This window comes from Zoogloea sp., from assembly GCF_030157465.1.
Lineage (GTDB): Bacteria > Pseudomonadota > Gammaproteobacteria > Burkholderiales > Rhodocyclaceae > Zoogloea.
The window spans coordinates 122,120-140,733 of sequence record NZ_JAOAUU010000054.1 but is presented as its reverse complement, the minus strand read 5'-3'; the positions used below and the strand labels follow the sequence as shown (position 1 = coordinate 140,733).

At 64.1% G+C, this 18,614-nt stretch carries 16 protein-coding genes; 6 read left to right on the top strand and 10 right to left on the bottom strand.

Annotated elements, in window-relative coordinates:
* Window positions 1-8: 8 nt before the first annotated feature.
* The 3 genes from Q1W26_RS06205 to Q1W26_RS06195 are packed head-to-tail and all read right to left on the bottom strand — an operon-like array spanning window position 9 to window position 2,358.
* Complete coding sequence (locus Q1W26_RS06205) at window positions 9-683, bottom strand: type 4a pilus biogenesis protein PilO (RefSeq protein WP_300437268.1); 675 nt, start codon at window positions 681-683, stop codon at window positions 9-11.
* The gene (locus Q1W26_RS06200) at window positions 683-1,285 is read right to left on the bottom strand and encodes a PilN domain-containing protein (RefSeq protein ID WP_300437266.1); all 603 of its coding nucleotides are present in this window, start codon (window positions 1,283-1,285) and stop codon (window positions 683-685) included. Before Q1W26_RS06200 ends, Q1W26_RS06205 begins: the two co-directional genes overlap by 1 nt.
* Window positions 1,282-2,358, bottom strand: a complete 1,077-nt coding sequence (locus Q1W26_RS06195) for a pilus assembly protein PilM (RefSeq protein ID WP_300437264.1) — start codon at window positions 2,356-2,358, stop codon at window positions 1,282-1,284. The genes Q1W26_RS06200 and Q1W26_RS06195 overlap by 4 nt, the downstream gene beginning before the upstream one ends.
* 174 nt (window positions 2,359-2,532) lie before the next feature.
* Between Q1W26_RS06195 and Q1W26_RS06190 the strand changes: the two genes are divergently transcribed.
* Window positions 2,533-4,854, top strand: a complete 2,322-nt coding sequence (locus Q1W26_RS06190; protein ID WP_300437309.1) for a penicillin-binding protein 1A — start codon at window positions 2,533-2,535, stop codon at window positions 4,852-4,854.
* 71 nt (window positions 4,855-4,925) lie between these two features.
* On the opposite strand, the gene cyaY is transcribed toward Q1W26_RS06190, so the two are convergent.
* Entirely contained in the window at window positions 4,926-5,246 is a 321-nt protein-coding gene (cyaY, locus tag Q1W26_RS06185) for an iron donor protein CyaY (RefSeq protein ID WP_300437261.1), read from the bottom strand.
* A gap of 241 nt (window positions 5,247-5,487) precedes the next feature.
* Between cyaY and lysA the strand changes: the two genes are divergently transcribed.
* From lysA to Q1W26_RS06170, 3 genes are read left to right on the top strand one after another with little or no spacing between them, the layout of a single operon-like run.
* Window positions 5,488-6,750 (top strand): diaminopimelate decarboxylase, encoded by a 1,263-nt coding sequence (gene lysA / locus Q1W26_RS06180; protein ID WP_300437259.1) that lies wholly within the window; start codon window positions 5,488-5,490, stop codon window positions 6,748-6,750.
* 34 nt (window positions 6,751-6,784) lie between these two features.
* Window positions 6,785-7,900, top strand: coding sequence for an efflux RND transporter periplasmic adaptor subunit (locus Q1W26_RS06175; protein WP_300437256.1), 1,116 nt, complete (start codon window positions 6,785-6,787; stop codon window positions 7,898-7,900).
* Window positions 7,897-10,950 (top strand): efflux RND transporter permease subunit, encoded by a 3,054-nt coding sequence (locus tag Q1W26_RS06170; RefSeq protein ID WP_300437253.1) that lies wholly within the window; start codon window positions 7,897-7,899, stop codon window positions 10,948-10,950. The genes Q1W26_RS06175 and Q1W26_RS06170 overlap by 4 nt, the downstream gene beginning before the upstream one ends.
* A gap of 94 nt (window positions 10,951-11,044) precedes the next feature.
* Here Q1W26_RS06170 and Q1W26_RS06165 read toward each other — a convergent pair whose 3' ends face one another.
* From Q1W26_RS06165 to Q1W26_RS06140, 6 genes are read right to left on the bottom strand one after another with little or no spacing between them, the layout of a single operon-like run.
* Entirely contained in the window at window positions 11,045-12,445 is a 1,401-nt protein-coding gene (locus tag Q1W26_RS06165) for an exonuclease domain-containing protein (protein WP_300437250.1), read from the bottom strand.
* A gap of 8 nt (window positions 12,446-12,453) precedes the next feature.
* The gene (locus Q1W26_RS06160; RefSeq protein ID WP_300437247.1) at window positions 12,454-12,642 is read right to left on the bottom strand and encodes a DUF3460 family protein; all 189 of its coding nucleotides are present in this window, start codon (window positions 12,640-12,642) and stop codon (window positions 12,454-12,456) included.
* 59 nt (window positions 12,643-12,701) lie between these two features.
* A complete protein-coding gene (locus Q1W26_RS06155; RefSeq protein ID WP_300437245.1) occupies window positions 12,702-14,912 on the bottom strand; it encodes a bifunctional (p)ppGpp synthetase/guanosine-3',5'-bis(diphosphate) 3'-pyrophosphohydrolase in 2,211 nt (736 codons plus the stop codon).
* Window positions 14,913-14,938: 26 nt separating this feature from the next.
* On the bottom strand, window positions 14,939-15,154 hold the full coding sequence (gene rpoZ, locus Q1W26_RS06150; RefSeq protein ID WP_300437243.1) for a DNA-directed RNA polymerase subunit omega: 216 nt from the start codon (window positions 15,152-15,154) through the stop codon (window positions 14,939-14,941).
* 3 nt (window positions 15,155-15,157) lie between these two features.
* A complete protein-coding gene (gmk, locus tag Q1W26_RS06145) occupies window positions 15,158-15,772 on the bottom strand; it encodes a guanylate kinase (RefSeq protein ID WP_300437241.1) in 615 nt (204 codons plus the stop codon).
* A gap of 9 nt (window positions 15,773-15,781) precedes the next feature.
* Entirely contained in the window at window positions 15,782-16,648 is an 867-nt protein-coding gene (locus Q1W26_RS06140; protein WP_300437238.1) for a YicC/YloC family endoribonuclease, read from the bottom strand.
* Between the two features lie 87 nt (window positions 16,649-16,735).
* Between Q1W26_RS06140 and Q1W26_RS06135 the strand changes: the two genes are divergently transcribed.
* Window positions 16,736-17,686, top strand: coding sequence for a serine/threonine-protein kinase (locus Q1W26_RS06135; RefSeq protein WP_300437235.1), 951 nt, complete (start codon window positions 16,736-16,738; stop codon window positions 17,684-17,686).
* Window positions 17,683-18,591: a serine/threonine-protein phosphatase gene (locus Q1W26_RS06130; RefSeq protein ID WP_300437232.1), complete on the top strand. Its 909-nt coding sequence runs from the start codon at window positions 17,683-17,685 to the stop codon at window positions 18,589-18,591. The genes Q1W26_RS06135 and Q1W26_RS06130 overlap by 4 nt, the downstream gene beginning before the upstream one ends.
* Window positions 18,592-18,614 lie beyond the last annotated feature (23 nt).

The window sequence follows — 18,614 nt, the reverse complement described above, 5'->3', positions numbered from 1 at the left end:
GCCCGCCCTCACTTGCCGGCCTTTTCCTTGGCCTTTTCCTTGCGCAGCTTGGCCACCTCATCGTCGTCCAGATAGCGGTAAGTCACCGCTGTCGCGTCAAACTTGAGACCACCGTCCTTCTGCGCCTCGATTGCGATGTCATTCAGCGTCACAATTCGGGGCATCTGTGCGACATCGCCGACGAATTCACCGAGATCGTGGTAGCCACCGGTAACACGCACAGCAATCGGCAACTCGGCATAGAAATCCTTCATGGCTTCCGAACCCGGCTTGAACAATTCAAACTGCAGGCCACGCCCCAGGCCAGCCTGGTTGATGTCGGCAAGCAGCGACTCGATCTCTGAACGATTAGGCAACTGTTTAAGCAGAGCGCCGAACTGGCGGTCAATCTCGCTGAGCTGACGCTTGTATTCCGGCAGATTGACCGCCTGGCGTTTCTTGGCGACCCAGTCATCCTTGAGGGTGAGTTCTTCCTGCTGCTTGGTATCGAGTTGGGTCAGTTGATCGCTCCAGTCGAACCACCATCCGCCCACCACAATCAGCAGGAAAACCCCCACCAGAGCAGCCACTCGGGGCAGCAACGGCCATTGTCCGGGATCGTTGGGATCCAGCCCCCTGAAGTCACGCAGCAGGGTTTGCGCATCCAGGCTTCGAAGATTCTCGATCGACTCCTTGAAACCCATTACGGTTTACCCCCTGCACTCACGGGAAGTTTTCCCTTGCCTTTGTCGGCATCTTCAGTCTTCGGACGCTCAATGGCTACATTAAGGTTGAACTCACTGACCCGCCGGTTGTTGAGCGTTGCGGCCTTGACTTCGACCAGGTCGGCACGCTCGAGATAAGGAGATGCCTCGAGATTGCGCATCAGATTGGACACCCTGGCATTCGACTGGGCGTAGCCAGTCAAATTGATCTTCGAGCCGGACTGCTTGAGCGCCTTGAGATAAACGCCTTCCGGCATCTGTTTTGCCAGCTCGTTGAAAACCTGCACGGTTTCGGTACGGTTGGTCTGAAGCGACTCGATGACCTGCTTGCGCGACAACAGGGCTTCTGCCTGCTCACGCAGGCCCTTGATTTCGGAGATTTCCTTGTCGAGCACCGCGATAGCCTGTTTCAGGAAGGCGTTTTTCTCCTCCTGACCATCCACATAGCCGGCGATGATCGTGTGCCCGACAAACCAGACCGCCAGCCCGGCAAGCGCCACAACTGCAGCAAACAGAGCGAACTGCTGGCGCCTGGTTTTGCGCTTTTCCTCCCGGTGAGGGAGCAGGTTGATGCGAATCACGAATCGAACCTCCGCAGCGCCAGTCCGCAAGCCACCAACAGGGCCGGCGCATCCGCAGCCAGATTTTTCGGACGGATTTTTGAACTCAGGCTCATGTTCGCGAACGGGTTGGCGACCTGGGTCTCGACCTGGGTGCGGCCGGCAACCGTCTCGGCAAGGCCGGGAATCACGGCACAACCGCCAGCGAGCACGATGTGATCCACCTGGTTGAACTGGGTCGAGGTGAAGAAGAACTGCAGCGCCCGCGACACCTCCAGCGCCAGCGCATCCATGAAGGGGCGCAGCAGATCCGCTTCATAGCTTTCCGGCAGGGAACCGGTGCGCTTTGCGCCCTCGGCTTCTTCGAGGGACATGCCGAAATGCCGCATGATGTCCTGGGTGAGCAGAAACCCGCCAAAGGCCTGCTCACGAGCATAAACCTGCACGCCGTTACGCAGCACCGAGACGTTCATCACGTTGGCGCCGGCATCGACGAGGGCAATGATCTTGTCCTCGCCATGGCCGGGCAGTTGAGCCTGAACGAGTTCGAAGGCGGAGAGTGCGGCGTAGGATTCGACGTCCATGACCAGCGCCTTGAGTCCCGCCGCTTCCGCCGCGGCAACCCGGTCTTCAACCTTTTCCTTGCGTGACGCGGCGATCAGCACCTCGTCTTCGTCGGTACCCGAAGCAGCCGGGCCGATGACCTGGAAATCGAGGTTCACCTCGTCGAGAGCAAAGGGAATGTACTGGTTGGCTTCGGATTCGACCTGGACTTCCAGTTCCTGATCACGCAAACCGGCGGGCAGGATGATCTTCTTGGTGATCACCGCCGAGGCCGGCAGAGCCAGCGCGACGAAGCGGGTGCTGGTGTTGAGCCTGCGCCAGCCGCGCCGGATCGCTTCGGCGACCGCTTCGAGGTTGGCGATGTTGCCGTCCGTCACGGCCTCGCGGGGCAGCGCTTCGACCGCGTAACGCTCGACCCGATATCCCCCTCCGGAAACGGCGGACAACTCGACCATTTTGACCGACGACGACGAGATGTCGACGCCGATCAAAGGACGCGCCCTAGGGCTGAAAAAGGATAGGTCGATCACAAAAAATCCTGAAAATTCTTTATGTTAGGCGCAATAACAACAATCTACATGAAATCCTAACAACAACCATGACAGGTGTAAAGCAAGCGCCTGCAAAACACGGTTTCGCATTCCGGGCGCCAAACGGGGCGTCCTCGTATAATGCCGCACTTTACTATGCTTCCCGCTCCTGCCATGCGCTGGGTACTCTATCCCCTTGCCATTCTCCTCGGCCTGATCGCCATCGGCGCCGCGATTCTCGCTCTCGCCGTCGCCTTTGCGTGGCCGACGCTACCGTCGCTGGAGGCGCTGACCGACTACCACCCGAAGATCCCGCTGCGCGTTTACACCGCGGACGGCGCCCTTATCGGGGAGTACGGCGAAGAGCGCCGGGCCTTCATCCGCATCCAGGACGTTCCGCCGGTGCTCAAGCACGCGATCCTGGCGGCCGAGGACGATCGCTTCTACCAGCACTCGGGCGTCGACTTCCTCGGCATCCTCCGTGCGGCAAGCGCTAACCTGGCCACCGGCGGCAAACGCCAGGGCGCCTCGACGATCACGATGCAGGTGGCACGTAACTTCTTCCTGACCCGCGAGAAAACCATTTCCCGCAAGCTCTACGAAATCCTTCTGGCCTTCAAGATCGAGCAAAACCTCAGCAAGGACCAGATTCTCGAGGTCTACATCAACCAGATATTCCTCGGCCGGCGCGCCTACGGTTTCGCCGTTGCATCCCAGACCTACTTCGGCAAGTCGATCAAGGATCTGAACATTCCCGAGGCCGCCATGCTGGCCGGCCTGCCCAAGGCACCTTCCGCCTACAACCCGGTGGTCAACCCGAAACGCGCCACCCAGCGCCAGCAATACGTGCTGCGCCGCATGGCCGAACTCGGCTTCATCTCGGCCGCCGAACAGCAAGCCGCCATCGACGCTCCGCTGAAGGTTGTCAGCGGCACCTCCGACTTTGGCGGCAGCGCCGATTACGTCGCTGAAATGGCACGTCAGATCGCCTTCGAGCAATATAGGGAAGAGGCCTACACGCGCGGCATCAAGGTCATCACCACGATCGTCAAGGCCGAACAGGACGCCGCCTACCGGGCCCTGCGGCGCGGGATCATGGACTACGACCGCCGCCATGGCTACCGCGGCGCCGAGAGCTACGTGGACCCGGCCCGCATGAACACCGAACAAACCGAATCGATGGACGAGATCCTCGCCGAAACCCCGGACTACGACGATCTTCTGGCCGCCATCGTCACCAAGGCCGGCGGCGGCTCGGTCACGGCCTACCGTTATGGCGAGACAATAAAAATCAGCGGCGACGGCCTGCGTTTTGCATCCAGCATGGTCGGCGACAAGGCCCCCGCCAACAAGCGTATCCGCCCCGGCGCCGTGATCCGCATCACGCGCACTGAAAACAGCCACTGGGAAATCAGCCAGTTGCCCGAAGTCGAAGGCGCCCTCGCCGCAGCAGACCCACGCACGGGCGCCATCCGCGCGCTGGCCGGCGGCTTCGACTTCAACCGCAACAAGTTCAACCACGTAACCCAGGCCTGGCGGCAGCCGGGCTCCAGCTTCAAGCCGTTCATCTATTCGGCCGCCTTTGAAAAAGGCTATGGCCCGAACAGCGTGGTGGATGATTCCCCCCTGTCCTTCCCCGCCGGAGAAACCGGCAGCCAGGCCTGGGAACCAAGGAACTACGACGGCAAGTACGACGGCCCGATTTCCATCCGTACGGCCCTCGCCCGCTCCAAGAACATGGTTTCGATCCGCCTGCTCAAGTCGGTCGGCACGCGCTACGCACAGGACTACATCACCAAGTTCGGCTTCGATGCCGAGCGCCATCCGCCCTACCTGACCATGGCACTCGGCGCCGGCTCGGTCACCCCGTGGCAAATGCTCCGTGGCTACTCGGTATTTGCCAACGGCGGCTATCGCATCGAGCCTTACCTGGTGAAGGAAATCCGCGACGAGGCCGGCAACGTGCTGGCCCGCGTCGACCCGCCGGTTGCCGGCGAAACAGCCGAGCGCGCCATCGACGAGCGCAACGCCTACCTGATGGATTCGGTCATGAAGGACGTGGTCCGCCGCGGCACGGCCACCAAGGCCCTCGTGCTCAAGCGTGGCGACCTTGCAGGCAAGACCGGCACCACCAACGAATACGTGGACGCCTGGTTCTGCGGCTACCAGCCCACCGTGGTTGCGGTGGCGTGGATCGGGTTCGACCAGCCGAAGAAGCTCGGCAGCGGCGAAACCGGCGGCGCAGCGGCACTACCCATGTGGATCAACTACATGCGCAAGGCCCTGGACGGCGTCCCCGAAACCTATCCGACCGCACCGCCGGGCCTGATCCGCGTCCAGCCGGCCGGTGCCACCACCGAGGAAATGATCTACCAGGAAAATCTCCCGGCGGTGCCACCTGAAGCCCCCAACGAGCCCGCCAGCACCACCCCGGCGGACGAAGCCCCTGCACCGGCTCCGCCGGCGGCTGCGGCAATACCGACTTCGCCCCAGTAGCCACCGGCGGCAACGCGCAGTGCGCCCCCGAATCGCCAGACCGGGAAGCACTGCGCGTTTCCTGCAGGCAGTCAGTCCTTCAGGCTGACCGACTCTCCCGACTGCTCGGACATGCAGCGAGACAGCACAACATAAAAATCGGCCCCGTCCCGCGTGCCAAGCCAGCGCCCGCTCACCGGACGGAAATGAAAGCCGCCAGACTTGGCCGCCAGCCAGATCTCTCGGGCGGCCGTGTGGCGGTTGACGATGATCTTGGTGCCGTTGTCGAACTCCAGCTCCAGCACGCCGCCAGGCTTCACCTCGTAGTCAAAATCGGCCCCGCATTGCTCCAGCAGGTTTTCCAGGCGCTCCAGTTCGGCATCCGCCAATGCATTGAAATCCGCTTCATCCATCGCCTTACCCCTTGATCTGTTAACATTCCCGCTTTTGCGCGGAACTCATGCGAACCATCGCCATTGCCGCCGCGGCATGCGGCCTGATTGTGCTGGGCGGCTGCGGCATCAAGGGGCCGCTCTACATCGCGCAGCCACCCAAACCGGCAGCCCGACCCGCTCCCCAGCCGACACCCGTCCCGGCGCCCACCCGGACACCGGGCGCCGATCATAACAAACCCGTCCCTCAGGATTCCGCCCAATGACGACCGCCCTGCCCGTACCGACGCTCAAAGCCGGCCCCGCCGGCCTGACCCTCGAAGGGGTCGCCCTCGCCGACATCGCCGAACGCTTCGGCACCCCCACCTACGTTTACTCGCGCGCCGCACTCACCCAGGCCTACGAGGCCTACCAGCGCGCGCTCGGCCTGCGCAAGTCGCTCGTCTGCTACGCGGTGAAGGCTAACTCCAGCCTCGGCATCCTGTCAGTTTTCGCCAAGCTCGGCGCCGGCTTTGACATCGTCTCCCGCGGCGAACTGGCCCGCGTGCTGGCCGCTGGCGGCGACGCCGGCAAGGTGATCTTCTCGGGTGTCGGCAAGAGCGCCGACGAAATGCGCTACGCGCTGGAATCCGGCATTGGCTGCTTCAACGTCGAATCCGCCGCCGAACTCGACCGCCTTAACGAAGTGGCCGGCAGCATGGGCAAGCGCGCGCCGATCGCCTTCCGGGTCAACCCGGACGTCAACCCGAACACCCACCCCTACATTTCCACGGGCCTGCGCAGCAACAAGTTCGGCGTCGCCTTCACCGAGGCGCTCGACCTGTACCGCAAGGCCGCCACGCTTCCGAACATCGAGATCAGCGGCATCGACTGTCACATCGGCTCCCAGTTGCTCGATCCGGCGCCCATGGCCGAAGCCGCCGACAAGATCCTCGGCCTTGTGGACCAGCTCGCCCGCGAAGGGATCACGCTCGACCACATCGACCTGGGGGGCGGTCTCGGCATTCGCTACCGCGACGAAGAACCTCCCACGCCCACCGAATACCTCAAGCCGCTGCTCGAACGTTTCGCCGGCCGCGACGAAGCACTGTGCTTCGAGCCGGGCCGCTCGCTGGTCGGCAACGCCGGTCTGCTGCTCACGCGCATCGAATACCTCAAGCCCGGCGTTGAAAAAAGCTTCGCGATCATCGACGCCGCCATGAACGACCTGGCCCGCCCGGCGCTGTACGATGCCTACCACGAGATCGTCGCAGTGGCTCCGCGCGCGGTGCCCGCCACCCGCTACGAGGTGGTCGGCCCGATCTGCGAGAGCGGCGACTTCCTCGGCCACGACCGCGATCTGTCGGTTGAAACCGGCGATCTGTTGGCGATTCTTTCGGCCGGCGCCTACGGCATGACGATGAGCTCCAACTACAACACCCGCCCGCGCGCCGCCGAGGTGCTGGTGGATGGCGACACCGTTCACGTCATTCGCGACCGCGAAACCCTCGAACACCTGCTGAAGGGCGAACGCCCGCTTCCGTAACTCCTGCTCCGCCGCCAGCCCGAAGGCCTCGACCATGCGTTTCGCCACCTGCGCTTCACTGCTCATCGCCTTCGGGCTCGCCGGCTGCAACAACAAGCCCGACAACTCCGCCACCAAGCCTGGCGGCCCGCCGGCCACGCTGATCACCACCGCCAAAGCATCGGTTCTTGCACTGGATGTCACCGAGGACACCCTCGGCAGCCTCGAAGCGCTGATCGACCCGAAGATCGGTGCCGAAGTGGCCGGTCGCGTCATCGCCGTCTCGGCCCACAGCGGCGATCGCGTCAAGAAGGGCCAGCTCCTGGCCGAGCTGGATGCCAGCGATTTCCAGATCCAGGGCCAGTCCGACGCCGCCGAAATCAGCCGCCTCGAGGCCCTGTCCAGCCAGGCCGAACGCTTCGCCGAACGCCAGCAAAACCTCGTCGCCAAGGGCTTCATCTCGCAAAACGGTGCCGACGACAGCCTCGCCCAGCGCAACGCCTTGCGGGCCCAGCTGGCCACCGCCAGGGCCCGTAGCGGCGCCACCCGCAACAACCTCGGCCGCACCAAGGTGGTCGCGCCGGTGGATGGCATCATCGAAACCCAGATCGTCTCGCCAGGCGACTACGTCAAGGTCGGCGATCCGCTGTTCCGCCTGGTTTCCAACCGCGTGCTGCGCGCCCACCTGCCCTTCCCCGAATCCGCCGCCGCCCGCATCCGTGCCGGCCAGACCGTACGCCTCGGCCTGCCGCACCTGCCCGGCAAAGTCATCACCGGTCACGTCGAGGACGTGAAGCCGACCGTCAATGAAGCCAGCCGCGCCCTCGACGTGCTGGTGCGCGTCGACAACGACGGCAGCCTGCTCTCGGGCGGCACCGTCAATGCCTCCATCGTCACCGGCAGCAAGTCGGCCGCCGTGGTGGTGGCCGAACAAAGCGTCGTGCTGCGCCCCGCCGGCAAGGTGGTTTATGTCATCGCCGACGGCAAGGCCAGCCAGCGGATTGTCGAGGCCGGCGTCAAGCAAGGCGGCCGCATCGAGATCGTCAAGGGCCTCGCGGCCGGTGAAATCGTGGCCGAAGACGGTGCCGGGTTCCTCACCGACGGCGCCGCCGTCAATGTCAAGCCCGCCCAGCCTGCTGCACGCGCCATCCCGGCTGCCGCCAAGCCATGACGCTGCCCGAACTTTCCATCAAGCGCCACGTTCTGGCGTGGATGATGAGCGCCGTGCTGGTGCTGGTCGGCGTCATCGGCTACCAGCGGGTCGGCATGGACCGCTTTCCCCAGATCGAATTTCCGGTCATCTCGATCACCACCACGCTGAAGGGCGCCAACCCCGACATCGTCGATTCGAGCATCACCAACGTCATCGAATCGGCCGTCAACAGCGTGCCGGGCATCGAGCACGTGCAGTCCAGCTCGTCACCGGGCGTCTCGACGGTGAACATCACCTTCTCTCTAGAGAAGAAGGTGGACGTGGCCTTCAACGAGATCCAGTCCAAGGTCAACCAGGTCCTCCGCCGCCTGCCCAAGGACGTGGACCCGCCGGTCGTCGCAAAGGTCGAAACCAACGCCCAGCCCATCATGTGGCTGGCCCTGCAGGGCGACCGCACCCAGCAGCAGCTCAACCAGTACGCCATCAACGTCCTCAAGAAGCGCCTCGAAACCATCGACGGCGTCGGCGAGGTGCGCCTCGGCGGGCGCCGCGACCGCACCATCCGGGTCAATCTGCTGCCCGACCGCATGGCGGCCCACAAGATCACCGCCCAGGACATCTCCGACGCCTTCGCCAAGGAACACGTCCAGCTCGCCGGCGGCTTCGTGGTCGGCCAGACGACCGAAAGCCTGGTCAAGCTGGATCTCGAATTCCACCAGGTCGATGATCTGCGCGGCCTCATCGTGGCCTTCCGCGAAAAATCCCCGGTGCGTCTCAGCGACGTGGCCGAGATCGAGGACGGTCTCACCGACAACCGCCAGCTGGCCCGCTTCAACGGCAGAACCACAGTAGGCCTGGGCCTCGTCAAGATCGCCAACGCCAACACGGTGGCCATCACCGAACGCATCCTGGCCCGCGTGGACAACGAACTGCGCCCGGCGCTGCCGCCCGGCATGAGCCTGTCGGTGGTGTCCAACGATGCGGTGTTCATCCTCGAAATCGTCGACTCCCTCAAGGAGCACCTGATCGAGGGCACTTTGCTTGCCGCGCTGGTGGTGTGGTTCTTCCTGCGCTCGGTGCGCTCCACGCTGATCATCTCGCTGGCCATCCCGGTGTCGCTGATGGGCGCCATCGCGGTGATCTACTTCGCCGGCTTCACGCTCAATTCGCTCACCTTGCTGGCCCTTTTGCTGCTCATCGGCGTGGTGGTGGACGACGCCATCGTGGTGCTCGAAAACATCTTCCGCCACCGGGAAGAACTCGACCCCGACCCGGTTTCCGCCGCCATCAACGGCAGCAACGAAGTGGTTTTCGCGGTCATGGCGGCCACCCTGTCGCTGGTCTGCATCTTTGCGCCGGTGGCCTTCATCTCGGGAATCATCGGACAGTTCTTCCGCAGCTTCGCGCTGGTGGTGACCTTTGGCGTGGTGGTGTCGCTGTTCGTCTCGCTGACCCTCACGCCCATGCTGTGCGCCCGTTACCTCAAGGTCGAAAAGCAGCACGGCCCCATCTACCGGGCCTTCGACCGCCTGTTCGAGGGCATGGACGCACTTTACGTGCGCCTGCTCGAAGGCGCGCTCACCCACCGCCTGTGGGTGCTGCTGGCAACCGTCGCAGTCGTCGCGTCGAGCGCCTTCTTCTTCGCCAACGTCGGCAAGGCCTTCTCCCCGGAACAGGATGAAGGCCGCTTCCTGGTGTCGGTGCGCACGCCGCTCGGCTCCAGCATCGACTACACCGACGCACGGCTGCGCGAGGTCGAGGCCATTCTCGACCGCCATCCGGAAGTCCGCTCCGAATTCGTCCTGATCGGCCTCGGTGCCGCCGGGCAGGTAAACCAGGGCACCGTGGTGGTACGCATGGCGCCGCGGGAAGAGCGCACCGTCAAGCAGCAGGACATCATCGCGCTGCTCCGCAAGGAGTTTGCCCAGATTGCCGGCGCGCGGGTTTTTGCCGCGCCCTACCCGATGGTCCAGGGCCAGCGCGGCGAGCCACTGCAGTTCGTGCTCACCGGCGAAAACCTGCAGGAACTCGGTCGCCACGCCGTTGCGCTGCAGCGCAAGCTCGCCACCGTCAGCGGCCTCGGCCGCATCGACACCGACCTGCAGCTCGACCTGCCCCAGCTGATCTTCGCCCCCGACCGCCTGCGCATCGCCGATGCGGCCTTGTCCACCCAGGACGTGGCGCTGGCCATCAACATGCTGACCGGTGGCGTCGATATCGCCAAATACAACGACGAGCCTGGCGACGGCCAGCGCTACGACATCCGCGTCAAGGCGAAGGAAGGCACCTTCACCCAGCCGGCCGACCTGTCGAAGATCTTCCTGCGCAACAAGAGCGGCGAGCTGGTGCGCCTCGACAGCGTGGCGACTTTCCGCGAAGCGCTCGGCCCGGCCATCGTCGGGCGCTTCGACCTGCAGTACGCCGCCACGTATTTCGCCTCCCCGACAATGCCGCTGGGCGAGGCGGTCGAGATCGTCAAACAGACCGCCGCCGAAATGCTGCCCACCGGCTACCAGGTCAAGCTGATCGGCCAGGCCGAGGAGTTCGGCAAGACGCAGAAGTACATGACCTTCACCTTCGCGCTGGCCATGACCCTGCTCTACATGGTGCTGGCCAGCCAGTTCAACAGCTTCCTGCAACCCGCCATCGTCATGCTGGCCCAGCCGCTGGCGATCGTCGGCGGCGTGGCGGCCCTGTGGCTCACCGGGCAGACCCTCAACATCTACTCAATGATCGGCCTCGTGCTCTTGATCGGCCTGGTGGCGAAAAACTCCATCCTGCTGGTCGACCTCACCAACCAGCGCCGCGCCGAAGGCCTCCGGGTGGACGCGGCGCTGCGCAACGCCTGCCCGATCCGGATGCGCCCGGTGCTGATGACCTCGATGACGGTGATTCTGGCCCTTGCCCCGGCAGCGGCCGGCCTTGGCGCCGGCAACGAAACCAACCAGCCGCTGGCCATCGCGGTGATCGGCGGCATGGTCAGCTCGACCCTGCTGACGCTGGTGGTGGTGCCGGCGGTGTATTCGCTGCTGGAAGGCTGGCGCGAACGGCGCCGGGCGGCGATGTAACTGCCGATCCAAACCCTGCCAAACAAAAAGCCGATCGTTGCACATCAAGCAACAATCGGCTTTTATCCTTCGGGCAGCAGCCCGCCCAAAAAATCTACAGCGGCGTAACGACGCTGCGTCCGGCCGGCGTATCGAGCCAGCGCAACAGGATCCGGTAGGTGTCCAGCTCGAAAACCCGGGCAGGCGGCGCCTCGAGCAGGCCAGCCAGTTCGGACTCGTCCGTCACGCTGCCCAGCAGGCACCAGCGATCCACCAGATGCACCGCGCTGCGGCCGCTCTCGGCGTGATGTTCGCGGATCGCCACCGGGCCGGCCCACGGCCAGCGGCGGATGCGCAGGCTTTCGAGCACCTTCAGCAAACGCTCGTCGTGGGCGGCGTGATCTTCCTTGCCGGCACACACGCCGGCGCAGCGCTTCATCTGGTGGGCCAGGCACGCGCCATCACCCCACGGCTCGATGCCGATGCGGCGCGGGCACAGCTTGTAGAGAATAGCCAGTTCGCGCAGGGCGTTGTCGGCCTCCTTTTTGGTGCGAAAGGAACCGTAGACGACCTCCCAGCTACCCGGATCACTGCCGTTGAGCAACTCTCGGACAAGCACCGGGCCACGCTTCCTGGCCGGGTCGTAGCGCAGCCCGAAAACAGCGTCGGTTTCGCGCAACTGGCGGTTCTCGGTGGGCTTTTTCTCCTTGACGAGGCGCGCTTCCAGCAACAGTGCGCCAAGCTCGCCGGCAGTCTGCTGCCACTCGACGCGGCGCACCTGCTGGGCCAGCTTGGCCTCCTTGCCGCTGCGGTGATCGGACGCAAAATGGCCCATCACGCGCGAACGCAGGCTGACGCTCTTGCCGATGTAGATCGGCAGATCATTCTCGCCGTAGAACAGATAGACGCCCGGCCCTTCCGGCAGACCTTCGAGCACGCCTTCAGGCAGGCCGGCCGGGCGGCTTGGCGCCTTCATGGCCTTGACGATGGCGGTCTCGAGCACGTCACGCTCGAACTGGCCGGCAATCAGGCCTGCAAACTGGTGGAGCGCCTCGGTGTCGCCCATCGCGCGGTGGCGGGCAGTGCACACGAGGCCATGGCGTTCGATCAGCGCATCAAGCCCGTGACGGTGGTGCTGCGGAAACAGCGCCCGCGAGAGCTTGACGGTGCACAGCACCGGCGCGTCGAATTTCTCGCCGATGCGGCTGAATTCGTTCTTGATGAATCCGTAATCGAAGCGCGCGTTATGGGCGACGAAAACGCAATCGTCAAAAAGCGCCCGGATGCCGTCGGCCAGCTCGGAAAAAGCCGGCGCGTCGGCAACCATCGCGTCGGAAATGCCGACCAGGGACTGGATATTCGGTGGAATCGGCCGGCCCGGATTGACCAGGCTGGACCAGCGTTCGACAAGCTCACCGTCTTCGACCCGCAGGATCGCAATTTCGGTGATCCGATCGACCACCGGGTTGGCGCCGGTGGTTTCAACGTCGACAAAGGCGAGTTTCGGGGCTAGCAATCCGCGTGTCAGCTTTCAGTGGCGTACGGGTAGGCCTTGTTCGGCACCTTGCCGGCGGCAAACTCGCGCTGGGTTTCCTGCGTCTGGGGCCTGTCCCACCAGAGGGCGCGGCCTTTTTTCTGCTCTTCGAGCTCTTCAGGATGCTTGGCCATCCATTCGCGCATGAACTTGGTGTGCTCGGATTCGTAAATTGCCATCTGTGTTCTCCCTTTTTAGCGGCGTAAATTCTGGCAGCCCGGCGTTTCCCGGCTGTCTCTCAGCTTGCTTTCTGGTCACCCTTGACGCGGGTGATGCGCACCACTTCGGGAATGCTGCGCATGCCCCGGATAACCTTGGCCAGGTGCAGCCTGTGGGTGACCTGCACGGTGATGTACAGCGTTGAATATGTGCCCTGCTCACCGTCGGTGCTGACATTCTGAATGTTGCATTCCTCGCCGGCGATGGCGTTGGCCACCTTGCCCAGCACGCCCCGCACGTTTTGCGTGAGCAGGCGCAGGTTGACGTCGAACAGGCGATCGGTGGTCGTCTCCCATTCGACATCGATCCAGCGGTCGCGCTCGCTGCGCAGCTTGCGGGCCAGCGGGCAGTCATGCATGTGCACTTCGAGGCCCTGGCCCTTGCGGATGATGCCGACGATCGGATCACCGGGTATCGGCCGGCAGCAGCGCGCCAACTGGACGGCTACGCCTTCGGTACCACGGATCAGGATGGCGCCGGCGGGCTTGGGCTTGACCACGTCGGCACGTCCGGATTCCGTGTCCTGGATTTCGGCCAGCCGCCGCGCAACGATGGCCGGCAGGCGGCGCCCGAGGCCGATATCGGTCATCAGCTCCTTGCGGGTGGGCAGCGTGAATTCCCTCAGGAAGCGGTCCCACGCGAAGGTGCTGACCTGGCCGAGCGTAAGGCCATGGGGCCGCAGGGCCTGGTTGAGCAGGCGCTCGCCAAGGGTCGAGGCTTCTTCCTGCTGGGCATTCTTGAGGAAATGACGGATCTGCGCCCGCGCCTTGCCGGTGCGCACATAGCTCAGCCAGGCCGGATTGGGGCTGGCGTGGGCGGCGGTGATGATCTCGATCTGGTCGCCGTTGTGCAGCTCGGTGCGCAGCGGCATGAGCTCGCCGTTGATGCGTCCGGCCACGCAGCGGTTGCCCACATCGGTATGCACGGCGTAGGAGAAATCGACCACCGTGGCGCCCCGCGGCAGCGCGAAGATCTTGCCCTTGGGCGTAAAGGCATAGACCTCGCCGGGAAACAGATCGACCTTGACGTGCTCGAGGAATTCGCTGGAATCACCCGACGTGGATTGCAGTTCGAGCAGCGACTGCAGCCAGCTGTGAGTTTTGTGCTGCAGATCGGTGAGGGTTTTCTCGTCTTCCTTGTAGAGCCAGTGCGAAGCCACGCCGCTTTCGGCCACGTGGTTCATCTCAGAGGTGCGGATCTGCACCTCGACCGGCGTGCCGAAGGGGCCGATCAGCGTGGTGTGCAGCGACTGGTAGCCGTTGCCCTTGGGAATCGCGATGTAGTCCTTGAACTTGCCCGGCACCGGCTTGTAGAGGCCGTGCAGCGCACCGAGGGCGCGGTAGCAGGTCTGCACATCGGGCACGATGACGCGAAAACCGTAGATATCGAGCACCTGCGAGAAGGACAGACGCTTCTCGGCCATCTTGCGGTAGATGCTGTAGAGGTGCTTTTCGCGGCCCCGGACTTCGGCCTCGATGTTCCACTGGGGCAGGCGCTCCTCGATCGCGACGAGAATCTTGCCGACCACCTCGCGGCGGTTGCCCCGCGCGGCAAGGATGGCCCGCGACAGCACCCGGAAACGCATCGGGTAACGGTGCTTGAAAGCCAGTTCCTGCAACTCGCGGTACAGGCTGTTGAGGCCCAGCCGGTTGGCGATGGGAGCGTGGATTTCCTGGGTTTCGCGGGCGATCCGGCGCCGCTTGTCGGGGCGCATGTGGTCGAGCGTGCGCATGTTGTGCAGACGATCGGCCAGCTTGATCAGGATGACCCGCAGGTCGCTGGCCATGGCCAGCAGCATCTTGCGGAAATTTTCGGCCTGGGCTTCCTCGTGGGACTGGAACTCGATCTTGTCGAGCTTGGACACGCCATCGACCAGCTCTGCCGTGATGCGCCCGAAGCGTTCGGCGATCTCGGCCTTGGTGATGTGGGTGTCCTCCATCACATCATGGAGGAGTGCGGCACACAAAGCCTGCGCATCCAGGTGCCAGCCGGCGAGAATCTCGGCGACGGCTACCGGGTGCGAAATGTAGGGCTCGCCGCTTTGCCGCATCTGCCCCTGGTGGGCATCGGCGGAAAAGTGGTAGGCGGCCTCGACCCTGCCTACGTCCTCGGGACGGAGATAGGTAGCCACCTGCGTCCGCAGCCGGCCGAAATCAAGCGGCACGACACTGGACGCGGGGGGCTGGAAAACGCTGCCGCCACTGACTGAAACGGGGGTGGCGTTTTCCATGACACGGCTCTTCCTGCGACGGGCGCTCAGGCCTGACCGCGGTTGAGCACTTCGGCGCCGACCTTGCCGGCGGCGATTTCACGCAGGGCAACCACGGTGGGCTTGTCCTTGTCGTGGCGGTCGAGGTCTACCAGCGGGGTGGCGCCATTGGTCAGCTGACGGGCACGGTAGGTCGCGGCCAGGGTGAGCTGGAAGCGGTTGGGGATTCTTTTCAGACAGTCGTCAACGGTAATACGGGCCATGGATCAATCCTGTTCCAGATAATGGAAAAACTCCGGCTTGCGCGCCTCCTGGTTGGCGTAGCGCAGCCGTGATGCTCGCACCACAGCCACCAGATCTTCCAGGGCGGCGGGCAAGTCCTCATTGATTATAACGTAGTCGAACTCGGCCACATGGCGCATCTCGCCACGGGCGCCCAGCACCCGGCGGGCGATCACGTCCTCGCTGTCGGTGCCGCGGCCGCGCAGGCGGCGCTCCAGCTCCTCGAGCGAAGGCGGCATGATGAACACGCCCACCGCCTTCGGAAACACCTTGCGCACCTGCTGCGCGCCCTGCCAGTCGATCTCGAGGAGGATGTCCTTGCCCGAGCGCGTCTGCGCTTCGAGCCAGGCCTTCGACGTACCGTAATAATTGTTGTGGACCTCGGCCCACTCGAGGAATTCCCCCTTGTCACGCAGCGCGCGGAAGGTGGAAACATCGACGAAATGATAGTGCCGGCCATCCACCTCACCCTCCCGCGGGGCGCGGGTGGTGTAGGAAACGGACAACCGGACCATCGGATCGCGGTCGAGCAGGCCGCTGACCAGGGTGGTCTTGCCGGCGCCCGAAGGCGCAGTGACGATGAACAGGGTGCCGGGCATGGAGCCTCCTTATTCGATGTTCTGCACTTGCTCGCGCATCTGCTCGATGGCGAGTTTGAGTTCGACGGCAATGGCAGTCATGTCGGCAGCCATGGCCTTGGAGCCGAGGGTGTTGGCCTCCCGGTTGAGTTCCTGCATCAGGAAATCCAGCCGTTTGCCGGCGGCACCGCCCACCTTGAGGATGCGCTCCACCTCGTCGAGATGGGTGGACAGGCGCGACAGCTCCTCGGCCACATCGACACGCTGGGCAAACAACCCGACTTCCAGGCGGATGCGATCGTCGTCGAGGGTGGCGGCCGCGTCGCGCAGGCGGGTGGCGAGTTTTTCCTGGTATTCGGCGACGAGGGCCGGCACCCGCGGCTGAACGGTGGCGACCAGTTCGCGCATGCGCTGGATACGGCCGCGGATCATCTCGGCAAGCCGCTCGCCCTCGCGGCCACGGGTGGCGACGAGTTCATCGAGCGCAGCGGCCACAAGGCTGGCAATTTCCGGCTGCAGGGCATCGAAGGCGGGGCTGTCGTCGGCCAGCATTCCAGGCCAGCGCAGCACTTCGCCCACGCTGAGCGCCGCGGCCTGGGGCAACTGGGCGAGCACGGCGGCCTGGGCGGTTTTCAGCTGCCCCAACAGCATGTCGTTGATCGCCAGATCGCGAGGTGCGCTATCCTTCGCCTGCAGGTTGAAACGGCACTCGACCTTGCCCCGGCGCAGTTTGGCGGTGATGGCTTCGCGCAGCGCGGGTTCCGCCTGGCGCAGATCATCGTTGATGCGGAAGGCGAGATCGAGGTAGCGGGAGTTTACGCTCCGCAGTTCGAGGTGCAGAGCGACGCGGCCCAGGTCGCGAACCTGGACGGCGTAGCCGGTCATGCTGTGAATCATCCTGTTTTTCCCGAGATAGCGCGGCGATCCAAAGCTAAACTAGCAAGCCCGAACGCCACCAAAAGACGAAGTGTAGCGCCCCGCCCGATGGCCACTCAACAGAACTGCGCCCTGCCGTCTGGATTCCAGCTCGACCACTACCGGGTCGAACGTCAGCTTTCGCTGGGCGGGTTCTCGATCGTCTACCTCGCCTACGACCAGGACGGCACGCCCGTCGCCATCAAGGAATACCTGCCCAACTCGCTGGCGCTGCGTGCCGACGGCGAAGTGACGCCCCACGTCACCGAAGCCCACCAGGGCGCCTTTCGCTACGGCATGAAGTGTTTTTTCGAGGAAGGCCGGGCCCTCGCCAAGCTGGTGCACCCCAATGTCGTGCGCGTGCTCAACTTCTTCCGCGCCAACGGCACCGTGTACATGGTGATGCAGTTCGAACGAGGCCGGACGCTTCACGACTACGTCCAGAAAAACAAGGGCAACGTCCGCGAACGCTTCATCCGCGGCGTGTTTACCCGCATGCTCAACGGCCTGCGCGAAGTCCACGCCCACAAGCTGCTGCACCTGGACATCAAACCGTCCAACATTTACCTGCGCGCCGACGGCACCCCGGTGCTGCTCGATTTCGGCGCCGCACGCCAGACGCTGATGTCCGACACACCCATCCTCAAACCGATGTACACCCCCGGTTTCGCCTCGCCCGAGCAGTTCGCCAGCCGCGAGGCGCTGGGGCCCTGGAGCGACATCTACAGCGTGGGCGCCAGCATGTACGCCTGCCTGGCAGGCAACTCGCCACAGCGTTCCGACGAGCGGATCAAGCACGACACCGTCGTCCCGGCCACCAAGGCCTGGGCCGGCCAGTATTCGCCGCATTTTCTGGCCACCATCGACTGGTGCCTGCAACTTGATCCACTGAAACGCCCTCAGAGCTGTTTTGCGCTGCAAAAGGTGCTCGCCCAGCGTCATCGCGAAGCGCCACCACAGCAAAAAACCTGGCTCGAAGGGCTCGGCTCCCGACTAAAAACAATGATAGGCCGTTCATGAGATTCACCATTTTTCAGGAAAGCCGGATCGGCAAACGACGCACCAACCAGGATCGTGTTGCCTATTCCTACACCCGCGACGCCTTGTTGATGGTGCTCGCCGACGGCATGGGCGGCCACCTGTACGGCGAAATCGCCGCGCAGATTTCGGTGCAGTTCATCGCCCAGTCGTTCCAGCAGGAGGCACGTCCGAAAGTCTCCGACCCGGTGCTGTTCCTGTCGCGCGTGCTCAGCAACGCCCACCACGCAATCCTCGATTACGCCTTCGACAAGCATCTCACCGACATCCCCCGCACCACCGTCGTCGCCTGCCTGATCCAGGACGGCGTGGCCCACTGGGCCCACGCCGGGGACTCCCGCCTGTACATGATCAGGAAGGGCCGCCTGCTCTATCAAACCCGCGATCACTCGCGCGTGCAGCTGATGCTCGACCAGGGCCTGCTCGACGCCGAGGCTGCCGCGGTGCACCCCGGCCGCAACCGCATCTTCAGCTGCCTGGGCGGCAATCACCCGCCGCAGATCGAATTCTCCCGCGGCGTCTCGCTGGCCAATGGCGACGTCGTCGCGATCTGCTCCGACGGCGTGTGGGGCCCGCTCGAGCCGGGCAGCCTCGTCAACACCCTGTCCGACGGCCGCGTCATGGAAAGCGTGCCCCGCCTGATGAACGAGGCCGAAGAACTCGGCGGCCACCAGTGCGACAACATGACGCTGATCGCCATGACCTGGCACGACGACCACCAGGAAGACATCCCCGACACCGTATCCACCCGCACCATGCCCGCCGACGCCTACACCACCCAGATGGAAGGCTTCGGGCGCGGCAAGCGCGAACAGGAAGATCTCAGCGAAGACGAGATCGAAAAAGCCATCCGCGAAATCAACGCCGCCATCCACAAGTTCAAATGAATTCAGGCGACCCCATGCGGTCG

What these genes read in the sequence shown, in the direction of transcription:
- Q1W26_RS06170 (WP_300437253.1), top strand. Translation starts at nt 7,897, where the DNA reads ATGACGCTGCCCGAACTTTCCATCAAGCGCCACGTTCTGGCGTGGATG.
- Q1W26_RS06205 (WP_300437268.1), bottom strand. Translation starts at nt 683, where the DNA reads ATGGGTTTCAAGGAGTCGATCGAGAATCTTCGAAGCCTGGATGCGCAA.
- Q1W26_RS06135 (WP_300437235.1), top strand. Translation starts at nt 16,736, where the DNA reads ATGGCCACTCAACAGAACTGCGCCCTGCCGTCTGGATTCCAGCTCGAC.
- Q1W26_RS06155 (WP_300437245.1), bottom strand. Translation starts at nt 14,912, where the DNA reads ATGGAAAACGCCACCCCCGTTTCAGTCAGTGGCGGCAGCGTTTTCCAG.
- cyaY (WP_300437261.1), bottom strand. Translation starts at nt 5,246, where the DNA reads ATGGATGAAGCGGATTTCAATGCATTGGCGGATGCCGAACTGGAGCGC.
- Q1W26_RS06190 (WP_300437309.1), top strand. Translation starts at nt 2,533, where the DNA reads ATGCGCTGGGTACTCTATCCCCTTGCCATTCTCCTCGGCCTGATCGCC.
- lysA (WP_300437259.1), top strand. Translation starts at nt 5,488, where the DNA reads ATGACGACCGCCCTGCCCGTACCGACGCTCAAAGCCGGCCCCGCCGGC.
- Q1W26_RS06130 (WP_300437232.1), top strand. Translation starts at nt 17,683, where the DNA reads ATGAGATTCACCATTTTTCAGGAAAGCCGGATCGGCAAACGACGCACC.
- Q1W26_RS06175 (WP_300437256.1), top strand. Translation starts at nt 6,785, where the DNA reads ATGCGTTTCGCCACCTGCGCTTCACTGCTCATCGCCTTCGGGCTCGCC.
- gmk (WP_300437241.1), bottom strand. Translation starts at nt 15,772, where the DNA reads ATGCCCGGCACCCTGTTCATCGTCACTGCGCCTTCGGGCGCCGGCAAG.
- Q1W26_RS06140 (WP_300437238.1), bottom strand. Translation starts at nt 16,648, where the DNA reads ATGATTCACAGCATGACCGGCTACGCCGTCCAGGTTCGCGACCTGGGC.
- rpoZ (WP_300437243.1), bottom strand. Translation starts at nt 15,154, where the DNA reads ATGGCCCGTATTACCGTTGACGACTGTCTGAAAAGAATCCCCAACCGC.
- Q1W26_RS06160 (WP_300437247.1), bottom strand. Translation starts at nt 12,642, where the DNA reads ATGGCAATTTACGAATCCGAGCACACCAAGTTCATGCGCGAATGGATG.